The sequence below is a fragment of the Listeria floridensis FSL S10-1187 genome (genome assembly GCF_000525875.1).
Classification (GTDB): Bacteria; Bacillota; Bacilli; order Lactobacillales; family Listeriaceae; genus Listeria; species Listeria floridensis.
The window spans coordinates 115,101-141,766 of the sequence record NZ_AODF01000001.1 but is presented as its reverse complement, the minus strand read 5'-3'; the positions used below and the strand labels follow the sequence as shown (position 1 = coordinate 141,766).

Here is a 26,666-nt window from a genome sequence, read left to right as displayed (position 1 = left end):
CAGTAGATACTTGAAAAGAACTGCTGGACATCCTGTTATGATGGGAGCTACGATATAAGAAAATAATAGTGTCATTTGATACACCTCCTCTCGCGAGCTACGATAACGCTGCTGAAAAGGTAGACGACACTCGCAATTAATATCATCAGCAGAGTGCCTCGAAAAGGCGATAAAAACTACGAAATAAGGTTTGAAAAGTAGAAATCGCGTATTGATTTTCATGAAGCTGACAATCAAATTGAAAGTTTATAACTGATTCGGAAGTTTATAGCCCAATAAAAAAAATTTTCAGAATACCAGTTTTTAACTAATTCCATACAATAATTAAGGGCTTAGGAGTGGGCGAGATAGCTAAGAACACGCTTGCTGAAAAATACTGATTGGTATATAATAAGGTAAATTTTTAGAAAATAATGGCAATACAGATATTCAGAGATAAACAACAGGAGGATAACCAGCATGAATAGTCTAGCACAAGAGTCGAAAAAACAAATTTTCAAGGTGATACTCAGTGGAATAACGGGAAATTTAGGCAGTGGGGTTCTTACGTTTATTATTGGACTTCTCATTTTGCGGGAGACGAATTCGGCATTTAGTTTTGGAATTTCGCAGGTAATTGGCCCTGTGGTCGCGCTTGTTTTACTGCCGATTACCGGTAGTATCATTGATCGATTTGAGCGTAAAAAAATTGTAGTTTATGCACAACTCCTCAGTGTTTTTAGTTTGACGGTGTATGTATTTGTGCTTTATTATCAAGGATTTAGCCACTTGATTTATACGTATTTACTTCTCATCTGTTTGCGTATTTCTGACCAGTTTTTGACAACTGCTTTTACAGCCTCTGTTGTTCATATTGTGGTTGAGGATGATATACAAAAGCTCAAATCATTTCAGCAGATGATCAGTTCGCTTGCTGCAATTTTTGCGCCGCTTTTAGGTGCAGTGTTATTTGATATCTTGCCGCTTACCATCTTAGTACTACTCGAAATCGGAATTGAGCTGCTGACAGTTGCCATTATTCTTAATATAGATTTTCGCCTGACCGGCGTGCCTGACGCAGATTATACGAATGATGAGCCGCAGTCTGTTTTTAAAAAATGTTCAGTGAAGGGCTTGTTTTTATTAAAAAGAGTAGCAAACTTGTTTTTGCTTTATTTTTCTCCATGCTGATTAATTTCGTTTTTGGCATTATCATCGTCGGACTACCATTTGTTCAAATTCAAATACTGCACTTTTCAAATAATGTCTATGGAATGACAGAAGCCATCTTTTCTGTTGGGATGATTGCATCCGCTATTTGGCTATCAGTCAGAAAGTCGATCCAATTTCCGCTTTTCCATTCATGGAAAATGATAAATATAATGGGAATCTTGCTATTCCTACTCGGATTATTATTAGCATTTCCGCTTGCAAAACTTTATTTTGTGATCGGGATTGCGGCTTTTAATTTTTTTAGCAGGTATCTTGATGACGCACATTAATGTTCCTGTAACCGTTTGGCTGACGCAAGAAATTCCAAGTCAGTATCAAGGTCGGGTTTTTCATATTATGAATACTGGCGCACAATTACTAGCACCGATCGGCATCTTATGTTTTTCTGGCTTGTTCGATGTCCTTAGTAGCTATCTTCTTTTCGGAGCAGCGGGAATTTGTATTCTGCTGATTGCTCTATTTTACCCGCTCGTATTCAAAGTAAATCTCCAAACCAATGATTTATAAAAAAACCGGGCGGCTGCCCGGTTTTTTTACTCCAAATACATATCGGCTTCGTTGTCTAAGAGCTTGAGCAGTGTTTCGCTAAAAGCATCATAAGTTTTCATTTGAACGAGTTCGGCGACATTTTCAGCATCGCTTAAAACAGAAATAAAGGCTTGGAAAAGGGGTCCGAATGTTTGTTTATCCTTTTCGTGCGTTGCAATTAAACAAATAAACTGGACGCGGGAAACATCCCAATTGATTGGTTTTGGCTCAACGATGATAGCGATTCGGGTTTTGTTTGCGCTGTGTTTTAACGTATGAGGCATCGCGACACGGTTTCCGAAAGCTGTTGAAGATAGCTTTTCGCGCTCCCAAATTTGTTGCTCAAAATTCGGCTCTGCGTAACCTTTTTTAACCAGTCTTTCTACCAAAAAATGAATAAGTTCATCTTGTTTAGTCAAACCTGTATTGTAAAAAAATAAATCTTTTGGAAAATACCAGTCAAGGTAGCTTTTTAAGTGTGTGCGCTGTCTTTCTTTCAGAAGACGCGATACGGTTTGTTCAATCTTTTTATAATCTTCATTTTTGATGAACGGATGAATCTTTATCACCGGTGAATGCGGCTGAATAAGCAAGTCAGCTGTTGTGATGACAAAATCAATATTCTCCTTCAAATATTCTGTGCTTGAGAGGCTTTGGACAACTCGGCGAATCAGCAGACGATCGCCGAATTGTTCTGTGATTTTCTTGGATAATAGATAATCAATACCTTGATAATTTGGAGCAATTAGCATCGCATTGAGTCGCTTTTTCTGCTTGGTTTTGCTTTCCAAATAAGAACCAAGATGAAGCGCGATAAATGCAATTTCACCTTCGGGGATAAAGGCATCTGTGTGTGCTGCAATTTCACTTGCAATAAAAACGGAGATATCATAAATGAGCGGATAGGAGTGTTTGATTTCAGGAGCCAACGGGTTTTTCGTGAAATGGTCATATTCAGTGCGAATGGTTAAGTTCTTCAAATGGACAATGAAACGTACAAGAAATTCTTCGTCGGAAAAATCAATGTAATACAAATTGTAAACGTCTCGGATAATTTTACGCACTAACTCAATATATTCGGGCTCAATATAGCTTTTTAATTCGGATAATGACAAATCAGCCGATTGCATGAGAATATTATTGCCGATAAAAACAAGAGCTAAATAGTATACTTCCGCAGCACTCACCTGAATTTCAAATTCATTTTCAAGCGAACGCGCCAAGTTTTCTGAGATACGGTACTCTGCTGTTTGAGCGATTTTGTCTTCATGAAAGGGCATTGAAATAGTATGTTTTTTGCGCTGGCGATATATTGCCACTAGAAGATGCAAATAAATATTATTGAGAGAAATCTCGTTGATAAATACATTACTATCATCGATTTCATCAAGTACCAGTTTTTGAATGGTTTCAAGACTGATACCGAGTTGTGCAGTAAGTTCGCTGATTGCTGCTACATCAAATGATCTCTTTTGAGTTTCTTCAAACAGCAATTGGCTCATTAACGAACGCTTGTTTTTTTCGTTTCCAGTAATCGTATAGAAGTTTTTGTGCTGAACAATTTTGAGATCGTAGCTGAGAAGCAAGTTTTGTGCTTCCTTCATATCTTTTTTCAGCGTAAGTTCTGAAACAAATAGCCGTTCCGAAAAGAAAGTCAGATGCAGTTCTTCTTTTTCTTGAATGAGAAGTTGATACAAAATAAAGTGAACGCGCTCGAGTGGTGTTTCAGGAACGTTTTCTTTTTTTGGGGAGAACAAGTGCTGTGGCTAATTTATAACCTAAATGCGAAGAAAGAATTGAGTGGCCAGATTCTTCATTAATCAATTTGATGTACTTTCTTACCATTCGTTCTGATATGCCTAAATAGGCCCCGATTTCGAGAGCCTTTACCCAGTTTTCTTGACTTGCAAGAAATTCCATCAAGCGTTTTTTGTTCTCATTTGCCATGATATGTTCTCTCCTTGTAGAGCATTTGCGGGTAGGATCAAACTGAGGGAATACTTTATTCCCTCAGTTTGACTGAAGTGAGTTCTCGGGCCGACTTTGTTAAGCTTATAATAACTTGCCGTCGCTTTCAATCACTTTTTTATACCAATCAAAGCTTGCCTTTTTTGATCCGTTTTTTTTGACCCGACCCCATGATTATCTTGATCCACATAAATGAAGCCATAGCGCTTTTCCATTTCGGATGTTCCAGCACTGATAATGTCAATTGGTGACCATGGCTGATATCCGATTACTTGAACACCGTCATTTATGGCTTCGCGCAGCTGGTTCAAATGGTTGCGCAAATAATCAATCCGATAATCATCTTGGATTTTGCCGTTTTCCAGTTGATCGCGGTAGCCGATGCCGTTTTCAGCAATCAAAATTGGAAAATTGCGATAGCGCAAGTTCAGTTTCCGGAGTGCAATTCTCAGTCCCACTGGGTCAATCTGCCAGCCCCACTCTGATGTTTCAAGATAGGGATTGCGTGATGTTTCGTTCATATTCCAAGCGATTTGATCTAAAATATTTGGCATTTCACTGCTCCGTACCGTCGTTAAGTAATAGCTGATTGCAAGAAAGTCAATCGTGTTTTTCTGCAGTACTTCGCGGTCTTCATCTGTTATTTCGAGTGCTAGATCATGTTCAGCAAAATAGCGCTGCATCGTTTTGCTGTATTCACCAAAAATCATGACATCCGATAAATACAGCTGTGCATCGTCATTTTCAATTGTTCCAAGTACGTCTTCCGGTTTTGGCGTAGCCGGGTAAGCTGTCATATCATAATTCATCGAACCCATTTGCATGGACGGATTGATTTCTTTGCCAAGTTTTACTACTTTGGCATTTGCAACTAGTTGGTGATGCAAGCTTTGAAACTTGCTTTGTTCAATATTTGGATGCTCATCTTTAATTAATCCAAGTGATAAATAGGCATCGGTTAAACCTGAGTTAATTTGGTTGAAAATAATCCAGTATTTTACTTTATCTTGATAGCGGCGCAGCACGGTTTCGGAAAATTTGACGAAAGCATCGATTGTTTTGCGATTTGACCAGCCGCCATGATGCAAAATCAAGTTTAGCGGCATTTCATAATGCGACAGCGTCACAATAGGCTCTAACCCATTTTTGAGGCACTCGTCGAACAGCGCGTCATAGAAAGCAAGTCCTGCTTCATTAGGCGTTTCTTCTTCTCCGGTTGGGAAAATACGCGTCCAGGCAATCGAAGTGCGGAAAGAATTCATCCCGAGTTCGCGGAAGAGCTTTATGTCCTCTTGATATGTATGATAAAAGTCGATGCCGAAGCGTTTTGGATAGATTTCTGCGGTATCTGTTAGCCCTTTTTCAATCATCGCTCGGCTGTCGAATAGCGGAATATCTGTGGCTTTTTTTAGATCGACATAAGGAACGACATCATCTTGGGAAATTCCTTTCCCATCTATATTCCATGCACCTTCAAATTGGTTGGCGGCAACAGCGCCGCCCCATAAAAAATCTTTTGGAAATTCCTTCATCATTTTTCGAGTTCCTCCAATCTGGCGTTAAAGCTTTTAAAAAGCTGAATTAATTGGCTAGCGATATTGTGTTCGCTCGAAACTGTCATCAGCGTGTCCTGAGCGTGAGCGAAGAGAAGGGAAAACTCTTGCCTTTCACCCGATGCTTCTTTTTGAATGGTTTCGGTTTGAGCTTTATGGGCTAAAACGATGTCTTGTTTAGCTTGGACAAGTTTTTGTTCGGCGTCGGTAAATTGACCTCCCTCAACCTCTCTCAGCGCATCCATGATTAATTTGCGAGCATCGCCGGCGTGTAAAATAATTTTCATTGAAATTTCGTTAATATGATCGGTCATAATTCATTCTCCTCATTCGAACGTTTTTTTATTTATAGGGAAGCTTCTTTTTCTTGTTTTAATTCTTGATTATCATAGACTTTGAAGAACGGATACCAAATCAAAAAGGACAATGCCGCCATCGCAAGGAATAAGATGATACCACGCCAATCACCGTTTACAAGATAGGTAGAAATCGGATAAGGCAGATACCATAACTGGAATGCTTTTGCTGGGATGGAGACCCAGCCGAGATGGAGGACAAGGTAAGTGATGATCGGCATGACAAGTCCGTTAATCCAAAATGGAATCATTAACATCGGGTTAAATACGATTGGAGCTCCAAATACGATGGGTTCATTGATGTTAAAGATCGACGGAACAATGGTGGCACGCCCAATTGCTTTTAACCGCGATGATGCGGCAAACAGCAGCAGGATACCAAGCGGTAAAGTGTATCCAATTCCTCCGAAGGCAACCCAGCCAGTGTATACGACTTCTTGCGTATTGATATTAACGGGATCAAGACCTTGGGATGCTAACGCGGCATTATCGGCAATTCCTTTTACCATGATGGGGAAAATGATTGGATTGAGCACCCAAGTACTGATACCGAATGAGTAAAGGAAAGCCATCAAGAAGCAAATCAAAACAAATCCGATGAAGCTTTGACCGATATTTTGTAGCGGGTCTAATAAAGTAACGATAATATCAAAGAAATCAATATTGAACTTCATGAAAATCCATCCAACTGCAAGTAAAAGTGCGATTGGGATAAGTGTGTCAAACCAAACAATGATGAAATCTGGAAGTGAAGATTCTTTGCTGAAAAACGAAAACTTGGAGAATAATAGCATGATAATTCCTACAAAGAGCCCAACGATGATCGAAACGAACATGCCTCCAGCCCCGAAACGATCAAATGCGACAACAAACTGACCATTTTCGTTAATGACCGGCATGATGACCATTAGATAGAGGGCAATCGAAGCGAGTCCTGCGATAACTTTCTTGTCGTGAATTTTATTTTTATCAAGGACGTTATATGGGATTAAAAAGGCTACAAATAACCCAAGAAGTCCGAAAGAAAATGAATTGATGAGGGTTAAGTCGGGTAAAATCAGTTTTATTTCATTGATAAGTGATAGTAACGTAATGAGCGAGCCGACTAGAATGAAAGGCAGTACGCCCATTACCGCGTCTTGAATTGAAGCGATCCATACATTTTTGGTGATTTTATTTACCTTTGGAGCAAAGCGCTGCTGCATGAAAGTCATCAATTTTTGCATGGTTGTTTCCTCCTTTTTTGGTGTTGTCTAGAATCAGAGCCATTTTTATAGGTATGTGCTGCTACAGACCAAGTGCAAGCTCAATAGCTTTATTTCCATCAAGCGGGCCGTAGATATTTTGCGGAATAACCGCTACTTTGATGGGGCGGTCTTGGATTTGTTGTTTGATTTCATTTTCCATGTAACTGAGATGCGGACCGATTAAGAGGATATCGGTATTGTCAAGATGATCTGCAAGTTCTGATTCACTTCGTGCAGCTATTGTGAGTTCCTCGCCTTTTTTTCTTTGCTGCTTTTCTCATATTGGCTGCCATAAATCCACTTGATGCACCGCCACCACAAATTAGTAAAATGTTCATTATTGTTACCTCCCTAATCATTATATCTACATTATGACACCGCTTTCTTTTTCGCGGGGAGCTTTTTAGTTCCGCGAGGGAGGAACTTTTTTGTCAGGGGTTGATCAAAAACTTGTTCAAAGATGACTTTTCTTAATAAATCGGCTAAACTCTTGCATAAGGATCGGCCTTAGAAGATAATAGGTAAAACTAAAAATGGAATGAGGTTAAATAAATGGGAAAGATAGAGACTGTCGATGCTTATATTCAAAATGCGGCGGAAGAAGCACGTCCGATTCTAAGTGAAATTAGAACGCTGTTTACTAGTACACTTCCAGATGCAGAAGAAAAAATCAGTTATAATGTTCCATTTTATAAATATTACGGGGAATTAGGTGGATATGCCGCTTATAAAAAGCATGTTAGTTTTGGTTTGGGAGTTGACGGGTTTAGCGACGAGATGCGTGAAAGACTTGAATCGAAGGGGTATAAGCTTGGAAAGGGAACGATGCAAATTAGATTCGATCAGGAGGTTCCGCGTGATGAAATCATAGAAATGCTGCGGTTGAAGGCGAGGGTGAATGAGGAGAAATAAAGAGTCCGTTTTTAAGAGAATTAAAAAAGAAAGGCGTTTAAAAGTTGACTAATGACTTTAAATGCCTTTTTTGCTGAGAAAAACCTGATTTTCTTCATTGAGTTTTTGTCTATTTTATGAAACTTTATACTTAAAAATGTTATTATTGATGTGTGTTTATAGAGTTTTGAAGGCTATTAGTAGGGGGAAACTTAATGAATCGTAGAGAATTGATAGCAGCTTTAGGAATAAATGGGGAAGTGCTAGAAAAATTACTGGCAGAAGGATTACCAAGTAGAGATGAAATAGCAATGAATTTCGATTATGATGAAGTTATGAAGTGGAGAAAGGAATATGTACGTCTTGGTATTGATCAATTACTTGTTGGAGCTACATATTCTAATCATGAAGTTGTGAATGCTTTCAAGTGCTCTCCTCAAGGAGGAATGCGCCGATCGCGCATGAAAAATGCCTTAGTGCTTATTTCAGATCACACTGGAAAAGCATTGTATGAAGATAGATGGATTGGAGATGAACTCCATTACACAGGAATGGGACAAGAAGGAGACCAACAACTAGATAAAAGCCAGAATAAAACACTAGCTACATCAAATGAAACAGATATACGGGTATTTTTGTTCGAGGTTTACAAAGAAAAGCATTATGTCTACGCTGGGGAAGTCACGTTAGCAGGTGAACCGTATGTAAAATTGGAGGCTGATGCAAAGGGGAACATGAGAAAAGTATATAAATTTCCACTACTTTTAAAAGACAAGTTTTATGCAATCCCAGAGGATGATTGGAAACGAGCAACTATTGTTCGTGAAAAAGTGGTGAAAAGGTTAGATAGTACGAATTTAGAACAGAAAGCGAAGGCATTGAGTGAAAGAAATAAACAAGATCAATTAGATGATAAACGAGATGCTTATCGATTAGTTAGGAAACGTGAATTTTTTAGGGATCCATTAATTGCAGAATATGTGAAGGATATTGCTCAAGGTGTATGTCAGCTTTGCGAAAAAAATGCTCCTTTTGAAACAAGAGGAAAACCTTTTTTGCATGCGCATCATATCGAATATTTAGCTCAAGGAGGAGCAGATAGTATAGATAATTGTATAGCTCTTTGTCCAAATTGCCATGCTAGAATTCACGAGCTTGAAGATAAAAGGGATAAGGATAAACTATTAATGAAAGTTCGGGAAAGAAAGTAGAAACATGTAATCGAATGAACTGAATTGAGAAGGTGAAAAAATGCAAGTTGTAGCTGCTATTATAGAAAATGAAAACCAAGAATTTTTATGTTGCCAACGTCCTGAAAATAAGGAGTTAGCAGGATTTTGGGAATTTCCGGGTGGAAAGGTAAAGACGGATGAGTCATACGAGGAAGCGCTGCATCGTGAAATTGCTGAGGAGTTAAATTGTAAGATTAAAATTGAAAACTTTGTTGGGGAAACTAATTCAATTCATGACTTTGGTTGTGTTCAAATTAGGTTTTATATGTGTAAAATAATTTCAAAAAACTATTATTTAATCGAACATCAAGCTAGTAAGTGGCTAAGTAAAGAAAGCTTACATACTTTAGATTGGGCTCCAGCTGATTTTCCAATATTGGAGAAGATAAAATAAAAAGTAGCTTTTCAACTTAAGGTGAAATTTCGATAAATTGTTCTTTGGCTATTTTTAAAAAGGAATATTAGCTTAGTTTGGATAGGGCTTTGGGTAAGGTAATTAATAATTCGAGAGGATTTAGCCATGAAACATTTTATAGGTTTGCTTGCGTTATTAAGCTTTCGGGGATTATTAGCAGGTTGTAATCAAGAAATGAGTAAAAAAGGATTGGGTAGGTAATACGGAAAAGTAGCAATGCTGTTTTTGAGTGAAACTGTCCCTGAGAGCTATCAGATTTTTTGATGCTATCCAAAGTTTAGCGGAATTCGAAGATGCCAAGCTTCTAGATTATGATGCTATTGTCATTTGCGGGGGGTTTGGGCGACGAAAATTTGGTTCAGATACGAACTAAATTACTACAGGATACGAAGATTTCTATCATTTTTGTTCATTTTCAAGATTTTGGTGCACCTGCTTATCTCAATTCAACGATTACAACGAAAGAAGCGCTTAGTATGGAAGAGGAAATTGGATACGCAGCTGGTTTATTATTGGAATAAAACGGACTATATTAGTATTCAAAAAAGTGATTTTGATGGGTCGATACAGCAAAGTCTACTTGAGTCCATCGCAAAGCTTAAGGCTAGAGAACAAGTGGATGTTGAACGGAAGATTAACGAGTGCTTTTCTTTGTTTCAAACGGAATTTGGTGCTATGCTGAACGTAAATTCATTGTAAGGAGTGATTCGGTGTGACAAGTTATCCGAAACGAGGAAAAGATGATATTTTACTTTCTTCAGAAAATGCGGTTTTAACGGTGATTGATTATCAGCCTATGCAAATTAATTCAGTCAACTCGATGAATCGATCGGAGCTCGTACAAAATACGGAAAAGGTGATTCGGCTCGCAAAACTGTATGATCTTCCTGTCGTTTTATCCACGGTAAATGTTGGTACTGGCGGAAATGATGACACGATTCCAGGGATCAAGCGGCTTTTAGGTAAGGATTTCCCTTCGTATGACCGCACTTCTATCAATGCTTGGGAAGATAAGGAATATCAAGAAGCGATTAAGGCTACGGGGCGTAAGAAAATTATTATGCTCGCACTTTGGACGGAAGCTTGTCTGACGTTTCCAACGATTGATGCAATCAGTGAAGGATTTGACGTTTATCCTGTCGTCGATGCGGTCGGCGGAACTTCATCTCTCGCTCACGAAGCAGCGCTGAAACGCGTGGAACAGGCGGGCGCGCATTTAACTTCGATCGCTCAACTCGGATGTGAGCTTCAGCGCGATTGGAACCGCAAGGAAACGGTGCCGGAATTCGATCATATTATGACGGAGTTCGGTGCGTTTTCAAACTTGCGCTAAAGGGTGTTAAAAGAACAACAGTCGCTCGGCTGTTGTTCTTTTTTGATGTTTTTTTGGAAAGAACTGTCACGGGATTGTGCTATAATAAATTTGTATGGACTACATAAATGAACGGGAAATGAGGCAGCAAAGATGAATCAAAAACGAAAAAAAAATAAATTCTGTCTAGTTTAATTCCAGTACTTCTGATACTTGCCTTCGGAATCTATTTGGCGTATATGAATTTCTGGCCGTTTCAAGGGAATAAAGAAGCAGGAATTCCGGATAATCAAGTAAAGATGATTGAGGAGAAACAATCAGATGCGCTGGGATTGCTGTTTTCTTCTTACGGAACAATCGGATTTAATGTCAAAGCGAAATCTGTGAGTCTAGTTCTCGATGTATATCAGAAAACAACAGTAAAGAAACATGTGAACATTGCAGAAATCGGGCAATCAAAAAAGAGCATGTATAGCGGGCAGGTTGTATGGGGGCTTACTGGTACAGATCCAATGCAGCCAGATGAAGTTAGAGCTTTTATCCGAACGGCACACGGAGCTTACTCGACGATGACGAAGGAGTTTCCGCAGGGTATATTAGATAACAAAGATGGCTTAGGTTCAAGCACGGATTTGTTTAAAAACGGTAAGGTTACGTTAAATGAAAAAAAATGTTGTGCAATATTGGAGTACTAATACGCGCTCGTTTAATAGTCAAAAAGAATTACTTGATCCAGAAAATTTGAAGCAGGCGGATCAAACGGTAATTCTCTATCTCGTATTTAAATAAACAACAAATAGTGGGGGAGAACATAATGGCAACGAAAGTAATCAAAAAAGAAATCAATACGATTCCAATTATCGAAGTTGTAGATGCGAATCGAATGGATGAAATGCTTCCGCTTGTAATTTTTTATCACGGCTGGCAAATCAGTAAAGATTTAGTACTGACGCAAGGCAGGAAGCTTGCAGCACGAGGCTTTCGGGTTTGTCTGCCGGATGCACCAAATCACGGGGAACGAAAACAGACGCTATCACCGATTCCTTCTGTCACATTTTGGAACAGTATTCAAGGAAACTTATTTGAATTTGAAACACTGCGCAACTACTTTGAAGCGAATAAACTTTCAAATGGCTGGGTTGGTGTTGGTGGGCTTTCGATGGGGGGCATCACAACGTGTGCACTCCTGACGCATTACCCGGATATTCAGGTAGCGGTTTGCTTGATGGGGGAACCGGCGATGGTCGATTATCGGAATCGCGGGATTGAGCGGGCAAGGGAGTTTCATGTCGATTTTTCAGACAGCTATCCGGATCTTCTCAGTTGGCAGGAGAAGTTTGATCTGAGCCATAAGCCGGAACTTCTGCGCGGCCGGCCAATCTACTTTTGGCATGGAACGGAAGATCCGAAGATTCCGATTGATTCTGTGAAGCGCTTTGTGGCGGATAATCAAAATACGGAACATGGGCGCGGGATTGTGTTTGAAATTGGAGAAGGGAAAGGCCATCTCGTTCACACGGATACGATGGAGAAGGCGGCGGAGTTTTTTGAGCAGCATAAGGATACTTGGGTTTCATTCTAAAAACTTGCGAAGTTATGATAATTAGGTGTAAAGTAAAATTGTTAACGTTTATAACTAAACAGGAGGTTTGAGTACAGATGAAAAAAATTGGGTTTTTTGTGGGTAGTTTAAGAAAAGATTCGTTTAGCAAAAAGGTAGCGGAAGCATTCGCAAGTCTTCTTCCAGACGGATATGAAGCTGTTTTCGTGAAGATTGATTCGTTGCCATTTTATAATCAGGATTTCGATGATGTCGGTCCTGCTCCAGAAGTTTATAATACGTTCCGTGAAGAAGTGAAGGGTTTGGATGGGGTTGTGTTTGTGACGCCTGAATATAATCGTTCGGTTCCTGCGGTCATTAAAAATGCACTTGATGTCGGTTCACGTCCGTTTGGTAAGAGTGTTTGGGACGGTAAACCAGGTCTTGTTGTATCGGTTTCGCCAGGTGGAATCGGCGGCTTCGGAGCCAACCATCATTTACGTCAATCGCTTGTATTTCTTAATATTCCAACGTTACAGCAACCAGAGGCTTACATCGGCAATGTGACGAAATTGATTGATGAAAATGGTACTATTATTCCAGATACGATGAAATTCTTCCAAATGATCACGGATAAATATGTGGAGTTTTTTGAGAAGAATAGTAAATAAGGATACTTTTTTGAGCCGCAAGCGGGTTTTGCTTGCGGCTTTTGTTTTGACAAATGCGGCGGGCTAGGGAATACTAGCTGTGAGTAGATCAATTATGCGAGAAAGAAGTGGATAATGTGAATGAGATCGAACAACTAGTTTCCAAGGTTAATCAGTTCAGAGAAGAACGAAATTGGCGGCAGTTTCACAAAGCAAAAGATTTAGCGATTTCGGTTAGTATTGAAGCGGCGGAACTGCTTGAGGATTTTCAGTGGAAGACGAGCGAGGAAGCAGTCGAAGCGAACTTTGAAAATATCAAGGAAGAGATCGCGGACGTCTTGATTTACAGCATCATGCTGGCGGATGATTTGAAGCTCGACATCGGCACAATTATCGAAGAAAAGCTCGAGAAGAATGCACGGAAATACCCTGTTGAAAAAAGTAAGGGAAATAACGCCAAATATACGGAACTGTAAAGGAAGGGATCATGTTGACGAATCAAGATCGTTTAAAACAATGCTTTCAAAAGACGCAGTATAAAATCGGCGGAAATGGGGCTAGGAATGTCGGGGTTTTACAGGAAGCGCTTAGTAAAGTCGATTCTTTGACGGAAAGCGATATGTATGGTTCTGGCTCGCTGATCGAAGACTTCGAGGCGAAATTTGCAAGGCTTCTCGGCAAAGAAGCGGCTGTTTTTTTTCCAAGCGGAACGATGGCGCAGCAAATTGCGCTGCGCATTTGGTCGGACCGTGCAAACAATCGAAATGTGGCGTATCATCCACTTGCCCATCTCGAAATTCACGAACAAGATGGATTAAAGAAGCTGCATCAAATGAAAACTTTTTTGCTCGGTGAGGAAGATCGGTTGTTGAATTTAGCGGATATCAAAGCTTTGCCGGAACCGGTGGCTGCTATCTTGATCGAACTACCACAACGGGAAATCGGCGGCAAATTACCGAGTTTTGCTGAGCTTAAGGAAATTTCAGCTTATTGCCGCGAAAAGCATATTGCACTGCATCTGGATGGGGCGCGGCTTTTTGAGGTTTTACCGTATTATCAAAAATCGGCTGCTGAGGTGGCAGAGTTATTTGATAGTGTTTATCTTTCGTTTTATAAAGGAATTGGCGGCATTGCTGGGGCAATTTTGGCAGGGACAGCCGACTTCTGCACGGAAGCGGAAATTTGGAAACGTCGTTACGGAGGAGACTTGATCAGTTTATACCCATATATTTTGAGCGCAGATTATTATTTTGAAAAACGAATGCCGAAAATGGCGCAGTATTTTACAAAAAGTCGTGAACTCGCGAAACGATGGAATGGTACCGAAAAGGTGACGACGCAGCCGGAAATTCCGGTTTCTAATATGTTTCATGTTTATTTTGAAGGTGCAAGCGAAGCAGTTAGCGATATTTTAGCGGATCTAATGGATGAATGCGATTTGGGGATAACCGGTTATTTGCTAGAAAAAGATGCGGGCAGCTGTTCGTTTGAATTGTCGATTGGCGATGCAACGCTAGAGGTCGATCCAAAGCGAATGGAGCGGTTTTTTTGAAGGGTTAAATAAGAGAATGCAAAAACTTGAGTGAAGAAGAAATTCTTCACTTTTTTTTACAGGCAATTTTCAAATTTTGGAATGGATACTTAAATTTACATGTAACCAAAATGGTGCTATACTTATAAAGTAGACAAATAAGCAATAGAAAAATGGGGAAATAAGGTAGTTTTACAGCTCCGATTTGGAACGGAGCGGAAATGGAGGGATGATGTTGGTTACAAGGCAACAGATAAGAAAAATTCAAACGGGGCTGCTCCGAAAGCTTGAGCAGACAGAATGTCAGACGGAGCGAAAGGTTTTACTCGGGGAGCTTGAGTATTTTGAAGCAATAGGTGATTCTTTAAAAGGATTACCGCTTTCCGCCGAGCAAAAGCTGCTGCTGTTCACAAAGGAAGAATACTTGGTTCGTCGAAAAAGGGAGAATGACCAAGAAATTTATCAAAGTTTAGGCGTTTCAAGACGGGGGGTTTTATTTGTGGAAGAAACGTTTAGGTTTAGTGAAAACACAGCGAAATTTACGACTAGAGAGACGAAGTGATTTTGCGAGCTGAGAAAGCGGCATTTTATAGTAAAGGCGATTCTGCTAGAATCGCCTTTTTTGTTTGCTGAATCTAACTATAAGAGGAGCTTATAGTTAGATAAAAAAAATGTATTTTTCGTAATCTGGACTCGTTTATATAATTAAGTTGTAAGCGGATACATAATTAGGAGGGAATACGATGGGACGTTTTGATGGAAAAGTGGCGGTTATAACCGGAGGCGCAAATGGGATTGGTTACGAAATAGCCAAGCTGTTGCTTGCGCAAGGTGCGAAACAAGTTTATTCGCTGGATATTACGACGGGGGCAGAGCTTGACGGATTCAAGCAACTGCATGTGGATATTACGAATCGAGACGAAGTAAGAAGTGCGGCGGAACAGATGAACGCGGAAAGCGGCCGGATTGATATTTTGATTAATAACGCGGGCATTACAAAGGATCGCTTGATGACAAAGCTTGAAGAAGCTGACTGGGAGCAGGTTATGAAAGTCAATTTGTCAGGGGCATTTCATGTCACTCAAGCGATACTTCCGGCGATGATTGAACAAAACAGCGGTTCGATTATTAATATCTCTTCGGTTGTCGGTGTTTATGGCAATATCGGGCAAAGCAATTACGCGGCAACGAAAGCGGGGCTGATCGGGCTGACTTATACGTGGGCGAAGGAGTTTACGCGCAAGGGAGCAGCAATCCGGACAAATGCGGTTGCACCGGGTTATGTGAATACGGAAATGATTCAATCGGTGCCGGAACATATTTTGGATGATTTGAAAGCGAAAAATCCGCTGAAGAGATTGGCTGAGCCGATTGAGATTGCGAATGCGGTTGCTTTTCTGGCAAGTGATGAATCTTCTTACGTGAACGGGCATGTGCTGTCGGTTGACGGCGGAATGCGAATTTAAGGAGGAGACCGATGAAAGTATATATTGTAGATGCAAAACGAACGGCGGTAGGAAAGTTTTTAGGCGGGCTCGCAGCGGTCAACCCGGTTGATTTGACGGTTCCGGTTGTGGAAGCTGTACTTCAAAATCAAAATCTGGCGGCGGAAAAGATTGATCAGCTCGTGCTCGGAAATGTGCTTGCGGCTGGTCACGGTCAAAATATTGCGCGGCAGGTGAGTCTTAAGGCGGGGCTTCCGGATACGAAAATAGCCTATTTGGTCAACATTTTATGCGGCAGCGGCTTAAAGACGGTCGAACAGGCCTACAATGAAATTCGTCTGGGTGAAGCGGAAGCCATTCTTACTGGCGGAGTAGAATCAATGAGTCAGGCTGCGCAAATTTTGCCGAACTTTAAGAGCCGAGCGGGGCTTGGGCTAGGTGATGCGCGCATTACGGACACGCTGCTTTTGGATGGACTTACGGACGGGCTCGGTGGCTATCATATGGGAATTACGGCGGAAAATATTGCTGACAAATACCAGATTTCGCGCGAAGAGCAAGACAAGTTCGCGTACGCGTCGCAGCAAAAAGCGCTTGCGGCAATTGAAGCGGGAGTATTTGAAACCGAAATTGTGCCTGTGAGTTACAAGGCGCGCAAAAAGAAAATCACGATTTCTGTCGATGAGCATCCGAATGCGGCGTCAACTCCTGAAAAACTGGCGCATCTCAGACCTGCTTTTAAAGAAGGCGGTACGGTGACGGCGGGAAATGCATCGGGAATCAATGACGGCGCAAGTGTTCTTCTTGTCGCTTCGGAAAAATTTGTGGAGGAGAACGGTTTGAAGCCGCTTGTGGAAATTGTCGGATTTGGGCTTGCGGGTGTTGACCCGGCTGTGATGGGGCTTGGGCCCGCTCCGGCGATTCAAAAGCTTTTGGAGAAAACGGGAGTGGGGCTTTCTGATATTGATTTGTTTGAGCTGAATGAAGCGTTTGCTGCTCAATCAATTGGCGTTTTAAAAGAACTGGCGGCCACGTTTGATGTATCTTATGACAGTTTGGCAGAAAAAACCAACTTGCTTGGCGGCGCGATTGCGCTTGGCCATCCGCTCGGGGCATCCGGAGCACGTGTTGCAACGACACTGGTTCATCAAATGGCGCGTCAAAAGGAAAAGAAATACGGGATCGCAGCGCTGTGTATTGGCGGCGGAATGGGTATCGCGATGCTCGTGAAAAATGTATAGAAAGGTTGAATTGAGATGGGACAAAAGGAAAGGGGAAAAGCGCAGTTTCTGGATGCGAATGCGGCAGCACAGCTGATTCAAGATGGCGATTCGGTTGTTATCGGCGGCTTTATCGGCAGCGGTGTTGCGGAGGAAATTCATATTGCGGTAGAAGAGCGGTTTGCGAAGACGGGGCACCCGCGGGATCTCACGATTAGCTATGCAGGCGGAATCGGGGACCGGTGCGACCGAGGGCTCAATCATTATGCGGCGCCCGGACTTCTGAAACGAATCATCGGCGGGCACTGGGGACTTGTTCCTAAGTTTCAACCGCTTGTAGAACAAAACTTGGTGGAAGGGTATAATTTTCCTCAGGGGGTTATGTCGCAGATTTTTCGTGATGCGGCAGCAAAACGACCTTGGCACTTTTCGCGCATCGGACTCGAAACGTTTGTTGACCCAGATGTAGAAGGCGGAAAGTTGAACAAATTGGCAAGGGAAAATCTGGTTGAGAAAGTGAAAATCGGGGAGGAGCCGCTTTTAGCCTATAAAACGATTTTTCCAGATATTGCGATTTTGAAGGGAACAAGTGCGGATGAGAAGGGCAATATTTCGTTTGCGGATGAGCCGCTTCTTCTTGAGGCTGTTTCGATGGCGATGGCGGCGAAGAATAACGGCGGAAAGGTGATTGTGCAGGTGAAAGAACGTGTCGAAAATGGCACGATTGATCCGAAAATGGTTGGTATTCCGGGTGTATTCGTAGATTACGTGGTCGTGGTCGAAGACTTGGAGCATCATAAGCAAACGTTTAGTACGAGTTTTAATCCGGCGTTTATTACGGCGCGGAACGAGGGAGAAAAGATGGATGAGGCAAGCGAGAAGCCGCTTATTCCGCTTTCTGTCCGTAAAGTGATTGCACGGCGGGCGGCAGCTTTTCTTGACCGTGAAAGCGATTATGTCGTCAACTACGGGATTGGAATGCCAGAAATGGTGGCTTCGATTTTGAGTGAAGAAGGTCAGGAAAAATATTTTATTCCAACGGTTGAACCTGGTGTATTCGGCGGGACACCGCAAGGAGATCTCGATTTTGGATGCTCGCTTTATCCCGAAGCGATTATTCAGCAAAGCGATATGTTTTGTTTTTATAACGGCGGCGGAATTGATGCGGCTTTCCTAGGACTTGCGGAGGTTGATCAATTCGGGAATGTCAATGTCTCGAAATTTGGACCGAAAGTCGCTGGTGCCGGCGGATTTATTGATATTACACAAACAGCTAAAAAAATTATTTTCACAGGGACATTCATGGCAAAAGGGGTGGAATATCAAATTGATCAAGAACGAATTCACATTTTACAAGAAGGTAAAAAAACAAAAAATTCGTTGATCAAGTAGAACAAATTACCTTTAGCGGCAACTATGCGAGAAAAGAGCAGCAAACGGTTTATTACGTGACAGAGCGAGCGGTTTTTGAGCTCACGGAAGCAGGGCTGATGCTGATTGAAGTCGCACCGGGGCTTGACCTTGAACGCGATATTTTACAACACATGGCTTTTCGACCACTAATCTCTGAATCGCTTATGCTGATGCCGAGTGAAATCTTTCGAACAGAACGCATGAACCTTGATTTTAACAAACAAAAAAGTGAGGTAAGGTAAATGGAAAATGTTGTGGAAAATAAACGTGCAGTAAGGGCTTATATTATTGAAACCATCATGTTTTTAAGCTACGCGTTCTTTGCGGTCAACTGGATTGCCGGAACAACTTTAACGCCGCAAATCATGGAGCATTTCGATATTACTAAGTTTTCTTCGGCAACTTTTATCTCGAACGCGATTACGGTTGCTAAGATTATCGGAAACTTAATGGCAGCTTCAATACTCGTGAAGCTCTATCCAAAAAAAGCGATTACGCTCGCATCGGTGCTGATTGTTGGCGGAAGCTTGCTCGGTGTCTTTGCTCCAGCATATTGGATTTTCGTTGTTGCTCGCTTCATTATGGGCTTCGGCGGTGCATTATTTGTTGTTTATTTTGGACCGATCGTTTTAAATTACTTTTCGCCAAGCCGCCGTGCAGCAGTAAACGGAATTAATGCGGCTGCTTACAATGTCGGAAGTATTATTGCGATGGTAGTAGTTACACCGATCAGCATCTGGCTTGTGACTTGGCAAAACAGCATGTTGTTCTTTGCAGGATGTAGTTTAGTCTTACTTGTCATGTGGCTATTATTTGGTGAAGATTTTGAGTTAAATAAAAAATCTGGAACGGGTGAAGAAGTAGAAAGCTACAAGTTAAAGGATGCTTTAAAAGAGAAATTTTCTTATGCATTTCCATTTACATATGCCGGACTTTTGACGCTTTATATTGTTATCTTAACGATCTTTCCGATTTCAAACAGTGCAGCAGTCGATCCGAAAGTATTGACAACGGTTGTGGCAATTTCTGGGGTTATCGGTTCGGTTTTTGGGATTGGAATTGCTAAAAAAACTCCGAAGCGCTTGCCGGTTATCCGTTTTTCAGGTCTTTTCATGACATTGTTTGCTTTGTTAATGGTACTTACGGGATCGGGAACTATCGCGATTATCGCGGCAGCACTTGTTGGATTCTTGATGTTCCTTCCAATGACAGCACTTGTCACGATTCCGCAAGAACTTCCGGGAATGACGGCTTCAAAACTAACGCTTATCATGGGGGTTTTCTGGTCCTTCTCGTATATTTTTGAAACGGTATTCTACTATATTATCGGAATTGTTATCGACGTTGCTGACTTTAGGGCAGGACTTTTACTAGCGGTTATTCTTAGTTTGTCATTCTTTATTGGGTCATTTTTGATGCCAGAAACTGGAAAAAAAGGAGCGTAAAATCATGATTGTTGAAAAAAAATCGTTTCAAATTGAAAACTATAAGCTTGAAAATGGGGCAGAAATTCCTGTCACGCTTGGATACGAAACGTATGGTACGCTGAACGCGGATAAAAGCAATGCCATTTTAGTGGCTCATTATTTTAGTGCTTCAAGTCATGCGGCAGGTAAATATAGTGAAGATGATGCCGCGCCGGGTTACTGGGATGCGCTGATTGGGCCGGGGAAGGCTGTTGATACGGATAAGTATTTTGTTATCAGCACGGATAATTTAGCGAACGTTCAGTTCAACAACCCAACGGTGATTACGACTGGGCCGCGCAGTATCAATCCTAAGACGGGCAAGATTTTTGGATCAAGTTTCCCAGCGTTTACTTTTAAGGATGTAGCGGGTATTCAGCATGAGTTCATTACCAAACAGCTCGGTATCGAAAAGCTTTACGCGGTTATGGGAGCGTCGGCGGGTGGCTTTATTTCGTTGAACTGGGCGGTCGAATTTCCGGAAAGAATGGAGAAGGTGATCGGTGTGATCACGAATCCGCAAAATCCGGTGATGACTTCATTTAGTGTGCTGCAACATGCTATGCGTGCAATTGCGCTCGATCCAAATTGGAATGGTGGAGATTATGAAACGGGAAATGGACCGAAGGAAGGGCTTAAAATGGCGATTCAGATGATGAATGCCGGAGCATTTTCACCGAAGTTTTATGAGGAGACGTATGTGCGCGACAGCGCGGAAGAACGCCCTTATGCGGATGTGTTTGAAGCGACTTCGTATGAACGTAAGCTCGATGAGGCGGTTTCGGCGACGTTTGACAGCATTGATGCGAGCCACTGGTATTATACGTGCAGAGCGACGATGATGCACGATTTGGCTCATGGAAATGGTAGCCTGGAAGAAGCGCTTGATAAGATCAAGGCAGATTTAATGCTTGTTTCCTGCACACAAGATCAGCTTCAGCCGACGGTATTTAATGTAGAGATGGTTGAAATGATGGAGAAGATTGGTAAGAAGGTAGAGCTTGTTAAAATTACAAGTGATAAGGGACATATGGCGGGTGTTCTTGAAGGGAATTTATTCGCACAAAATCTCAAGGAGTTCTTGGCGTAAAGAAGCGAACAGTCTGTAAATTTATTTACAGGCTGTTCTTTTGCCGTCTTTCTCGGTAAAATAGAAGAGAAGGGAATTGGAGGCGGAAGTCGTGCGGTTTACGATTAAGCAATTAGAGTATATTTATCAGGTTTTGACAACAGAAAATGTGAGTCGTGCGGCGAAAAAGTGTTTTATTTCGCAACCCGCAATGACGCAGTGCTTACGTGAGTTTGAAGAGGAGAATAAGGTGCTTTTATTTGAGCGGCGCGGCGGGCGGCTTAACATCACGCCTGAAGGGGAAGAGATTCATAAGGAACTAGCGGTTTTGCTCCTTGCAATTCGCGATTTTGAGGAACGGCTACTCGATATTGCGCAGAAAAGTTCGGGGAAGATTACGGTTGGAATTCCGCCTGTGATTTTGACGGTGTACTTTTATGATATTATTTCAAGTTTTATGAGCAAAAATCCGCTTGTTGATTTGGAAATTTTGGAACTTGGAGCCAATGAACTAAAAAAAACGGCTAATTCAAGGGGAAATTGAACTTGCGATTTTAATTGAGCCATTCGATCATCCGAATTGTTCAAAACAACTCCTTGTGACAAACGGGTTTTCGGTAGTTGTCAATCAGGAAAACCCGCTTAGCAAGGCTAAGCGATTGTCTTTGGAAGAAGTTGCCGATGAACGTTTGATTTTGTTGAATGAGGAATTTCAACTGTATGATATTATTTTGGATTCGTATAAGAAACGTGAGATTGAACCAAATATTGTTTTTAAAAGCAAGCAGTGGGATCTTTTGATTAACATGGTGGCGCATAATCCGAACTCGATCAGCATTTTGCCGAGTCCAATTGTTGCAATGTATCAGCGTGATAATTTGGTTTCGATTCCGGTTGAACTTGATACGGAATGGAAAATTATGCTGGTTGAGCGTAACAGTATGAAACCGACGGAAGCCAATCAAAAATTTATTTCATTTGTCAGTGCCTGGTTTCATGAGCTGAAATGAAAGAGGAAATCCAATAGTTGATGAATGTAGAGCTTGAAAAGGAGATTAAATTCAAATTTGTTGAGCGGGATGATTCAAAACTTGCTGAGCTGAAACGGCTTTATATGGGGGCTTTTCCTGCGGAAGAACGAGCTCCTTTTTGGTTCTTGCTGTGGAAAGCTCGGGATGGAAATGTGGATTTCTATAGTTTGTATGAGGATAAAAGCTGGATTGGGCTGCTTTACTTGGTGCACCACAAGGATATCACATTTATTTTTTATTTTGCGATTGATCACAAATTTCAGTCAAGCGGATACGGGGGAAGGATACTCGCAAAACTTAGCGAGCTTTTTCCCGAAAAAAGATTAATTTTGACTATCGAGGAAGTGAATCCAACCGCGGCGAACAATGAGCAGCGCGAGAAGCGAAAGCAGTTTTACTTCAAACACGGGTTTACCGAGTGCGATTATCGTTTGTGTGAGCGTGGAATTGTGTATGAAATGCTCGCGAAAGGTGGATTTGTGACGTCTGATGAATATACGGAGCTGATGAAAGTTTTTCTCGGGAAATGGCTGTTTTGGCTGTTTAAACCGGAAATTTTGACGGATTGATTTGGCTGAAAACAATAAAGTCAAATAGGAAAAGTCCCAGAAAATGAGGCTTTTTTGTTAGTGTTCGAATGGTTTCTTGTAACTCAAGTTCTTAGTAAATTATGCGATAAATAAGCTGAAATGGTTATTCGTGACTAAAATCTGGCTTTTGATGATCTTTTTGGTTTCGGTGAGAGAGATTGTGATAGAATCAATTCACGGAAAAAAGAGGATTGATTTTTTATTAAAAGCAACGTCTAATAGGTTTAGAGAAACTGTTGTAAGTTTTCTACTACTGTAGCTATGCTAATAGGGGTTGCATCTGTACATAACTAAAACACCATAGAGGGAGACTGATAATGAAAAAATAGTGATAATAGGTATGTGTTTTTTAACCGTTTTACTTGTAATGATAAAATCAATTCCAAGTTCTGTTCGGGCAAAGCAAGATGAATCGTTTTTTTTCTATTAGCAAGGGGTCAAGTTGAAAGTAATTGATGAAAAGATATGTACTTTTGAAGTATGGGATAAAAAGTTTTTTTAAACCAGATACTCTCCATATTTTGTAGGAAAGTTTTAATAGCTCATAATCTCATTGCAAATGTAGTGAGCACATAAAAAGACCGTCACACGACTCATTTAAAAAAGAGTGTTGTGACGGTTTTTTTTCATTTCATCCAGCAATTTCCCGCAGCTGTTCAAGTTCTTTCTTGTAGTTTTCAGAGCTTAGGAAAATCTCGTTCATATACGTAACTTGCTCAACCACTGAGTTTTTTGAGATATCAGCGTGCTTTTTAATCGCGGAGTCAAAGATGTCGATAATCTCGATCGACGGTGAAGCGAGCTGCTTGTAAAGATCATAGTTGAACGGCACGGTTGGCGTGCCTAAAATATACTGTTTGCGCAAATCGTCTTTTTTAACGAGCGCTTGCATCCGATTTAAAAGATTGGTCTGGCGGAAATTCTTTAAAAAGTGCAAGTCGTTTTCTTCATTGTATTGCTGAAGGCTAATGATCGGGTCTACAGATACTGAATGGTAATTGCCGAGCAGGCTGTGATAAAGCGCTCCGGTTCCGCCTTTCGATCCGCCGTAAAGCACAACGTCATCCTTATGGATTTCGTGGTTTGCGATCACGTTTTGAATCGCACCTTGGATGTCGCTTTCCATGGTCGGATAGGTTGTTGAGTTAATGTAATGGCTTCCGTGTGATAAGTTTAAATCCATAATCCGCATTACCATTGTATCTTTCAGCAAGTGTTTTTGGATACTCGGGAAAGAAGGGACGAAGCAGCGTTCGCCAAGATTCGCACTAGAATACTTTTCAATGGGCGGCATTGGTGAGAAAATAACAATTAAACGTTTTGGTGCCAAAGGATTACGCTTTTCTACTGGAACGTCAGTCAATGAATAAAATAAATCGTTATATTGAATCAAGTCTTTACGCTGCCAAATGGTATGAATATTTTTGCGGCGGATAAAGTAAGAGGCTTGATTTGTGTGCATATAAAGCATATAATCTTTCGCTAAAATAGAAACATACATCTCCATCAATTGCGTATTTTCGCGCGCAAGATCAATTAAATTGCGATCTGAGAAAGTTTTGACCATCAACTTTGTGCGGTCGAATTTTGGTTGAAATGAATAAATATCTGAGAATTCCAGTTCAGGGTGTTCCATGGATACCAGCCTTTCTTAAAAAAGTTCGTTTAATAAGCGTTGCTCTGTCAGTAGACTGTCACGGCTCATCAAATTAGTTTGAATGGCATGACAATAAGTATCAACGCGTCTATCAGTCAGAATGATTGCTTTTGCAAGTGCAAATGAATCATATGCTTTTCCTGCAATGGCGCAGACTTTTTCAATGTCGAAGTACCAACCTATTTTCTTCTGGTAGGTACCGGCATCTTCTTGAAGGATAATAATTTTTTTATTAAGATGAGCAAAATCAAAAATTGCTGAAGAATAATCTGAAATTAATACGTCGGCGAGAATAAATAATTCTTGTATATCTACAAGTTCGTTAAAAAAACAATGAATCCGTTTATCTAACGACTTATAGTATTTTCTAAGTGAGGCCTCGAGTGGATGCAGTTTCACGATAATTTCCATGTCATCCGGCAATCTGCGAATCAATGTTTTCAAGTCAATACTTGTGATGTCTTTTCGGTCGTCTTTGCGCCATGTCGGGCAAAACAGAATATAGCGTTTATCAGAAAGTGGACGGTTAAAGTACTTCAAATGCAGTTTTTCTTTTTCGGCAAGGTTATTGCGGTTAGCAATTAAGTACTTGTTGCGTGGTGCACCGTTTTCGATGATTTTTAATTGGGGATTTTCTTCCAATTTAAAAGCTGAACGAAACAGCTCGGTATTAAAATCAGACGACGAAAGCAAGTAATCCCATTTTTTCATACGCGGCAGAAATTGCTGAAGCTCCTTCTCACGCTGTTTGACATCTTCAAGATCAGCTACCATTTTTTTAAGCGGAAAGCCGTGCCAAGTTTGAATCACAATTTGACCTTCTCTTTTTCCGGCTTTATCAAGAGTGTTGCCGTTAACGATAACATACTTGGATTCTTTGAACTTATCGAGATAAGCTCTACTTCCAAGTCGAAGAGGTTCAAATCCGAAGTAGCGAATTTCCATATCAACAAGTTGATTGACCGAGCTGACAAAAATTTTAGCATCTGGAAGCTGTTCTTTAATGAGAAGTGCCATATATTTCGGATCGCCTGAAAAAGCTTTTCCGTGAAACGATTCAACAAAAAAATGATTGGCATAAAGCGGCAGTTCTTCTTTTTTCTTAGCAAACAGTTTTTCAAACGATTCAAGCATTGCAATACTCGTCTTTTTAACGCGAGTATTTGTTACGATACCTCTTGTGATTGGCCATTTTTTCAGTGTTGTATAAAACGAGTAGGCCCAGTCAAACTGTCTCGCTTGTTTTGTATGTGAAATGTTGCTATAGATAGCTTCGATTTCCTGTTCTTTTAACTTGAAATTGTTTTTAGAATGTCTGCGGCGTAAACGGAATAAGCGATACTGGTTTTCAAACAAATCAATGTAGCCGTCTTTATCGAACAGGCTGTTTAATTCGTTGTAATGTGCTTTATTCGGCTCAGCCTGAGTGAACTGAAGAACATTGCGCGCATCAATTTCTAAGTCTTTACAAAGCCATTCAATACTTTCTGTTTTTGGAAAGATTTCCTTAAGTGCGCCGTCCTCGCCCGGAAAAAGTAGTGCCTTTTGGCCTTTAGCCAGCGCCTCCACGATTGAATAACCAAAAGTTTCAAAACGTGATGTGGAAAGGTAGATACTCTCTTCAGGAACGCGTTCGTTCAAAAAAACGTATCTTTGTAGCTGATAATAATTGATGAGGTTTTTGAATAAGGTTTCGGAAGGTCCGTAGCCGTTGATGTATAGATTAAGCTCGACCGCTCCTAGGTAATTGACGAGGTAATCCATCAGTTTAATGCTGTATGATATATCTTTAACGTTGTCCTCAAAACGTGAGAAAACAGATAGATTGCTGGTTTTAGGGGAGATAATGCGTGAATCAATTTTTAAGTGCCTTACGCTTACGGTATGATTCACCACATGCTTGAATTGATAGCGCTTTTTAAACTCCTCTTCAATGGAAGGCGTGCTTACGCGAATCAAATCAATACTGTCTAAGCTAAGGTCGATACTTTCGTCTAGCAAATCGAGCGGTGCATGGATCTCACCGATGACCATCGCTTGAGGTGAAAAGTGTTTGATGATTTTTGAGACGGGGAAAAGTGATTCTCGAGTGATGACATAGATATCAATATCCTGTCTTTTTCCAAGGTCGAAAATAGAATGAAAAGAAATATTTTGTTTGATTTTTTCTGTATACTTTAGCGTAATGATGTCGGTTTTAGTAAATGGCAGTGTATTGTATAAGGCGACGTGGAAGCCATGATCCATAAAATCCTTCGTCAAATTAATATTACTGCGACTAGTTCCCCCTGGTGCAAAGATGTTAAATCCTATAATCGCTACTTTTTTCATATGTGAAAA

The 26,666-nt window shown here is 40.9% G+C and carries 30 protein-coding genes and 2 pseudogenes; 24 read left to right on the top strand and 8 right to left on the bottom strand.

The window, feature by feature from the left end; genetic code table 11:
* Positions 1–459: 459 nt before the first annotated feature.
* Genes MFLO_RS14390 through MFLO_RS14380 form a run of 3 tightly spaced genes read left to right on the top strand, consistent with a single transcriptional unit; the run spans position 460 to position 1,719 of the window.
* Entirely contained in the window at positions 460–1,170 is a 711-nt protein-coding gene (locus MFLO_RS14390) for an MFS transporter (protein ID WP_051993360.1), read from the top strand.
* Positions 1,164–1,481 carry a hypothetical protein gene (locus MFLO_RS14385; RefSeq protein WP_051993359.1) on the top strand — a complete coding sequence of 106 codons (318 nt, stop codon included), beginning with the start codon at positions 1,164–1,166 and terminating at the stop codon, positions 1,479–1,481. Before MFLO_RS14390 ends, MFLO_RS14385 begins: the two co-directional genes overlap by 7 nt.
* Positions 1,468–1,719 carry a hypothetical protein gene (locus MFLO_RS14380; RefSeq protein WP_051993357.1) on the top strand — a complete coding sequence of 84 codons (252 nt, stop codon included), beginning with the start codon at positions 1,468–1,470 and terminating at the stop codon, positions 1,717–1,719. Before MFLO_RS14385 ends, MFLO_RS14380 begins: the two co-directional genes overlap by 14 nt.
* Positions 1,720–1,745: 26 nt before the next feature.
* On the opposite strand, the gene MFLO_RS00715 is transcribed toward MFLO_RS14380, so the two are convergent.
* The 6 genes and pseudogenes from MFLO_RS00715 to MFLO_RS00690 form a co-directional block, all read right to left on the bottom strand.
* The gene (locus tag MFLO_RS00715; RefSeq protein WP_077913107.1) at positions 1,746–3,497 is read right to left on the bottom strand and encodes a BglG family transcription antiterminator; all 1,752 of its coding nucleotides are present in this window, start codon (positions 3,495–3,497) and stop codon (positions 1,746–1,748) included.
* Positions 3,466–3,687 (bottom strand): HTH domain-containing protein, encoded by a 222-nt coding sequence (locus MFLO_RS00710; protein ID WP_036095624.1) that lies wholly within the window; start codon positions 3,685–3,687, stop codon positions 3,466–3,468. The genes MFLO_RS00715 and MFLO_RS00710 overlap by 32 nt, the downstream gene beginning before the upstream one ends.
* 105 nt (positions 3,688–3,792) lie before the next feature.
* Positions 3,793–5,243 (bottom strand): annotated as a pseudogene (locus tag MFLO_RS00705) (glycoside hydrolase family 1 protein).
* The gene (locus MFLO_RS00700; protein WP_036095623.1) at positions 5,240–5,575 is read right to left on the bottom strand and encodes a PTS lactose/cellobiose transporter subunit IIA; all 336 of its coding nucleotides are present in this window, start codon (positions 5,573–5,575) and stop codon (positions 5,240–5,242) included. The pseudogene MFLO_RS00705 and the gene MFLO_RS00700 overlap by 4 nt, the downstream one beginning before the upstream one ends.
* Positions 5,576–5,607: 32 nt before the next feature.
* Positions 5,608–6,843, bottom strand: coding sequence for a PTS sugar transporter subunit IIC (locus MFLO_RS00695; protein ID WP_036095622.1), 1,236 nt, complete (start codon positions 6,841–6,843; stop codon positions 5,608–5,610).
* A gap of 61 nt (positions 6,844–6,904) precedes the next feature.
* A pseudogene (locus MFLO_RS00690) lies at positions 6,905–7,205 on the bottom strand (PTS sugar transporter subunit IIB).
* A gap of 211 nt (positions 7,206–7,416) precedes the next feature.
* On the opposite strand from MFLO_RS00690, the gene MFLO_RS00685 reads away from it, so the two are divergent.
* The 21 genes from MFLO_RS00685 (at position 7,417) to MFLO_RS00590 (ending at position 22,648) form a co-directional block, all read left to right on the top strand.
* Positions 7,417–7,776 (top strand): iron chaperone, encoded by a 360-nt coding sequence (locus MFLO_RS00685; protein ID WP_036095620.1) that lies wholly within the window; start codon positions 7,417–7,419, stop codon positions 7,774–7,776.
* 194 nt (positions 7,777–7,970) lie between these two features.
* Entirely contained in the window at positions 7,971–8,966 is a 996-nt protein-coding gene (locus MFLO_RS00680) for an HNH endonuclease (protein ID WP_051993356.1), read from the top strand.
* A gap of 40 nt (positions 8,967–9,006) precedes the next feature.
* Positions 9,007–9,381: a (deoxy)nucleoside triphosphate pyrophosphohydrolase gene (locus MFLO_RS00675; protein WP_036095618.1), complete on the top strand. Its 375-nt coding sequence runs from the start codon at positions 9,007–9,009 to the stop codon at positions 9,379–9,381.
* A gap of 374 nt (positions 9,382–9,755) precedes the next feature.
* Entirely contained in the window at positions 9,756–9,923 is a 168-nt protein-coding gene (locus MFLO_RS15500) for a hypothetical protein (RefSeq protein WP_156065798.1), read from the top strand.
* Positions 9,892–10,101 (top strand): hypothetical protein, encoded by a 210-nt coding sequence (locus tag MFLO_RS15885; protein WP_036095616.1) that lies wholly within the window; start codon positions 9,892–9,894, stop codon positions 10,099–10,101. Before MFLO_RS15500 ends, MFLO_RS15885 begins: the two co-directional genes overlap by 32 nt.
* Positions 10,102–10,114: 13 nt before the next feature.
* Positions 10,115–10,735 carry a hydrolase gene (locus tag MFLO_RS00660; RefSeq protein WP_036095615.1) on the top strand — a complete coding sequence of 207 codons (621 nt, stop codon included), beginning with the start codon at positions 10,115–10,117 and terminating at the stop codon, positions 10,733–10,735.
* A 218-nt stretch (positions 10,736–10,953) separates the two neighbouring features.
* Positions 10,954–11,409, top strand: a complete 456-nt coding sequence (locus MFLO_RS00655) for a hypothetical protein (RefSeq protein WP_036095613.1) — start codon at positions 10,954–10,956, stop codon at positions 11,407–11,409.
* Between the two features lie 119 nt (positions 11,410–11,528).
* Positions 11,529–12,296 carry an alpha/beta fold hydrolase gene (locus MFLO_RS00650; RefSeq protein ID WP_036095611.1) on the top strand — a complete coding sequence of 256 codons (768 nt, stop codon included), beginning with the start codon at positions 11,529–11,531 and terminating at the stop codon, positions 12,294–12,296.
* A gap of 77 nt (positions 12,297–12,373) precedes the next feature.
* The gene (locus tag MFLO_RS00645) at positions 12,374–12,925 is read left to right on the top strand and encodes an NADPH-dependent FMN reductase (RefSeq protein WP_036095609.1); all 552 of its coding nucleotides are present in this window, start codon (positions 12,374–12,376) and stop codon (positions 12,923–12,925) included.
* Between the two features lie 116 nt (positions 12,926–13,041).
* The gene (locus MFLO_RS00640) at positions 13,042–13,380 is read left to right on the top strand and encodes a nucleotide pyrophosphohydrolase (protein ID WP_206538289.1); all 339 of its coding nucleotides are present in this window, start codon (positions 13,042–13,044) and stop codon (positions 13,378–13,380) included.
* Between the two features lie 14 nt (positions 13,381–13,394).
* On the top strand, positions 13,395–14,456 hold the full coding sequence (locus tag MFLO_RS00635) for a threonine aldolase family protein (protein WP_036095977.1): 1,062 nt from the start codon (positions 13,395–13,397) through the stop codon (positions 14,454–14,456).
* A gap of 214 nt (positions 14,457–14,670) precedes the next feature.
* Positions 14,671–14,997, top strand: coding sequence for a hypothetical protein (locus MFLO_RS00630; protein WP_051993354.1), 327 nt, complete (start codon positions 14,671–14,673; stop codon positions 14,995–14,997).
* 181 nt (positions 14,998–15,178) lie between these two features.
* Positions 15,179–15,901 carry a 3-oxoacyl-ACP reductase FabG gene (gene fabG, locus MFLO_RS00625; protein ID WP_036095608.1) on the top strand — a complete coding sequence of 241 codons (723 nt, stop codon included), beginning with the start codon at positions 15,179–15,181 and terminating at the stop codon, positions 15,899–15,901.
* A gap of 11 nt (positions 15,902–15,912) precedes the next feature.
* Positions 15,913–17,121, top strand: coding sequence for a thiolase family protein (locus MFLO_RS00620; protein ID WP_036095605.1), 1,209 nt, complete (start codon positions 15,913–15,915; stop codon positions 17,119–17,121).
* A 15-nt stretch (positions 17,122–17,136) separates the two neighbouring features.
* Positions 17,137–18,492, top strand: coding sequence for a CoA-transferase (locus tag MFLO_RS00615; protein ID WP_241433481.1), 1,356 nt, complete (start codon positions 17,137–17,139; stop codon positions 18,490–18,492).
* 56 nt (positions 18,493–18,548) lie between these two features.
* Positions 18,549–18,755, top strand: a complete 207-nt coding sequence (locus MFLO_RS16120) for a hypothetical protein (RefSeq protein ID WP_241433480.1) — start codon at positions 18,549–18,551, stop codon at positions 18,753–18,755.
* Positions 18,756–19,958 (top strand): MFS transporter, encoded by a 1,203-nt coding sequence (locus MFLO_RS00610; RefSeq protein ID WP_036095602.1) that lies wholly within the window; start codon positions 18,756–18,758, stop codon positions 19,956–19,958.
* 1 nt (position 19,959) lies between these two features.
* A complete protein-coding gene (locus tag MFLO_RS00605; RefSeq protein ID WP_036095600.1) occupies positions 19,960–21,069 on the top strand; it encodes an alpha/beta fold hydrolase in 1,110 nt (369 codons plus the stop codon).
* 91 nt (positions 21,070–21,160) lie between these two features.
* Positions 21,161–21,592 carry a LysR family transcriptional regulator gene (locus MFLO_RS00600; RefSeq protein WP_162148127.1) on the top strand — a complete coding sequence of 144 codons (432 nt, stop codon included), beginning with the start codon at positions 21,161–21,163 and terminating at the stop codon, positions 21,590–21,592.
* Complete coding sequence (locus MFLO_RS00595; protein ID WP_077913106.1) at positions 21,576–22,058, top strand: LysR substrate-binding domain-containing protein; 483 nt, start codon at positions 21,576–21,578, stop codon at positions 22,056–22,058. The genes MFLO_RS00600 and MFLO_RS00595 overlap by 17 nt, the downstream gene beginning before the upstream one ends.
* 20 nt (positions 22,059–22,078) lie before the next feature.
* The gene (locus MFLO_RS00590; RefSeq protein ID WP_241433500.1) at positions 22,079–22,648 is read left to right on the top strand and encodes a GNAT family N-acetyltransferase; all 570 of its coding nucleotides are present in this window, start codon (positions 22,079–22,081) and stop codon (positions 22,646–22,648) included.
* Between the two features lie 652 nt (positions 22,649–23,300).
* Here the strand turns inward: MFLO_RS00590 and MFLO_RS00585 are convergent.
* Both MFLO_RS00585 and MFLO_RS00580 read right to left on the bottom strand, forming a co-directional pair.
* Positions 23,301–24,305: an XcbB/CpsF family capsular polysaccharide biosynthesis protein gene (locus MFLO_RS00585; protein WP_036095590.1), complete on the bottom strand. Its 1,005-nt coding sequence runs from the start codon at positions 24,303–24,305 to the stop codon at positions 23,301–23,303.
* Positions 24,306–24,320: 15 nt separating this feature from the next.
* Positions 24,321–26,657: a CDP-glycerol glycerophosphotransferase family protein gene (locus MFLO_RS00580; protein ID WP_036095587.1), complete on the bottom strand. Its 2,337-nt coding sequence runs from the start codon at positions 26,655–26,657 to the stop codon at positions 24,321–24,323.
* Positions 26,658–26,666: the final 9 nt, after the last annotated feature.

What these genes read in the sequence shown, in the direction of transcription:
- fabG (WP_036095608.1), top strand. Translation starts at nt 15,179, where the DNA reads ATGGGACGTTTTGATGGAAAAGTGGCGGTTATAACCGGAGGCGCAAAT.
- MFLO_RS00610 (WP_036095602.1), top strand. Translation starts at nt 18,756, where the DNA reads ATGGAAAATGTTGTGGAAAATAAACGTGCAGTAAGGGCTTATATTATT.
- MFLO_RS00620 (WP_036095605.1), top strand. Translation starts at nt 15,913, where the DNA reads ATGAAAGTATATATTGTAGATGCAAAACGAACGGCGGTAGGAAAGTTT.
- MFLO_RS00590 (WP_241433500.1), top strand. Translation starts at nt 22,079, where the DNA reads ATGAATGTAGAGCTTGAAAAGGAGATTAAATTCAAATTTGTTGAGCGG.
- MFLO_RS00695 (WP_036095622.1), bottom strand. Translation starts at nt 6,843, where the DNA reads ATGCAAAAATTGATGACTTTCATGCAGCAGCGCTTTGCTCCAAAGGTA.
- MFLO_RS00675 (WP_036095618.1), top strand. Translation starts at nt 9,007, where the DNA reads ATGCAAGTTGTAGCTGCTATTATAGAAAATGAAAACCAAGAATTTTTA.
- MFLO_RS14385 (WP_051993359.1), top strand. Translation starts at nt 1,164, where the DNA reads ATGCTGATTAATTTCGTTTTTGGCATTATCATCGTCGGACTACCATTT.
- MFLO_RS00680 (WP_051993356.1), top strand. Translation starts at nt 7,971, where the DNA reads ATGAATCGTAGAGAATTGATAGCAGCTTTAGGAATAAATGGGGAAGTG.
- MFLO_RS00615 (WP_241433481.1), top strand. Translation starts at nt 17,137, where the DNA reads ATGGGACAAAAGGAAAGGGGAAAAGCGCAGTTTCTGGATGCGAATGCG.
- MFLO_RS00585 (WP_036095590.1), bottom strand. Translation starts at nt 24,305, where the DNA reads ATGGAACACCCTGAACTGGAATTCTCAGATATTTATTCATTTCAACCA.
- MFLO_RS14390 (WP_051993360.1), top strand. Translation starts at nt 460, where the DNA reads ATGAATAGTCTAGCACAAGAGTCGAAAAAACAAATTTTCAAGGTGATA.
- MFLO_RS00710 (WP_036095624.1), bottom strand. Translation starts at nt 3,687, where the DNA reads ATGGCAAATGAGAACAAAAAACGCTTGATGGAATTTCTTGCAAGTCAA.
- MFLO_RS00685 (WP_036095620.1), top strand. Translation starts at nt 7,417, where the DNA reads ATGGGAAAGATAGAGACTGTCGATGCTTATATTCAAAATGCGGCGGAA.
- MFLO_RS00580 (WP_036095587.1), bottom strand. Translation starts at nt 26,657, where the DNA reads ATGAAAAAAGTAGCGATTATAGGATTTAACATCTTTGCACCAGGGGGA.
- MFLO_RS00645 (WP_036095609.1), top strand. Translation starts at nt 12,374, where the DNA reads ATGAAAAAAATTGGGTTTTTTGTGGGTAGTTTAAGAAAAGATTCGTTT.
- MFLO_RS00650 (WP_036095611.1), top strand. Translation starts at nt 11,529, where the DNA reads ATGGCAACGAAAGTAATCAAAAAAGAAATCAATACGATTCCAATTATC.
- MFLO_RS00655 (WP_036095613.1), top strand. Translation starts at nt 10,954, where the DNA reads ATGAATTTCTGGCCGTTTCAAGGGAATAAAGAAGCAGGAATTCCGGAT.
- MFLO_RS00700 (WP_036095623.1), bottom strand. Translation starts at nt 5,575, where the DNA reads ATGACCGATCATATTAACGAAATTTCAATGAAAATTATTTTACACGCC.
- MFLO_RS14380 (WP_051993357.1), top strand. Translation starts at nt 1,468, where the DNA reads ATGACGCACATTAATGTTCCTGTAACCGTTTGGCTGACGCAAGAAATT.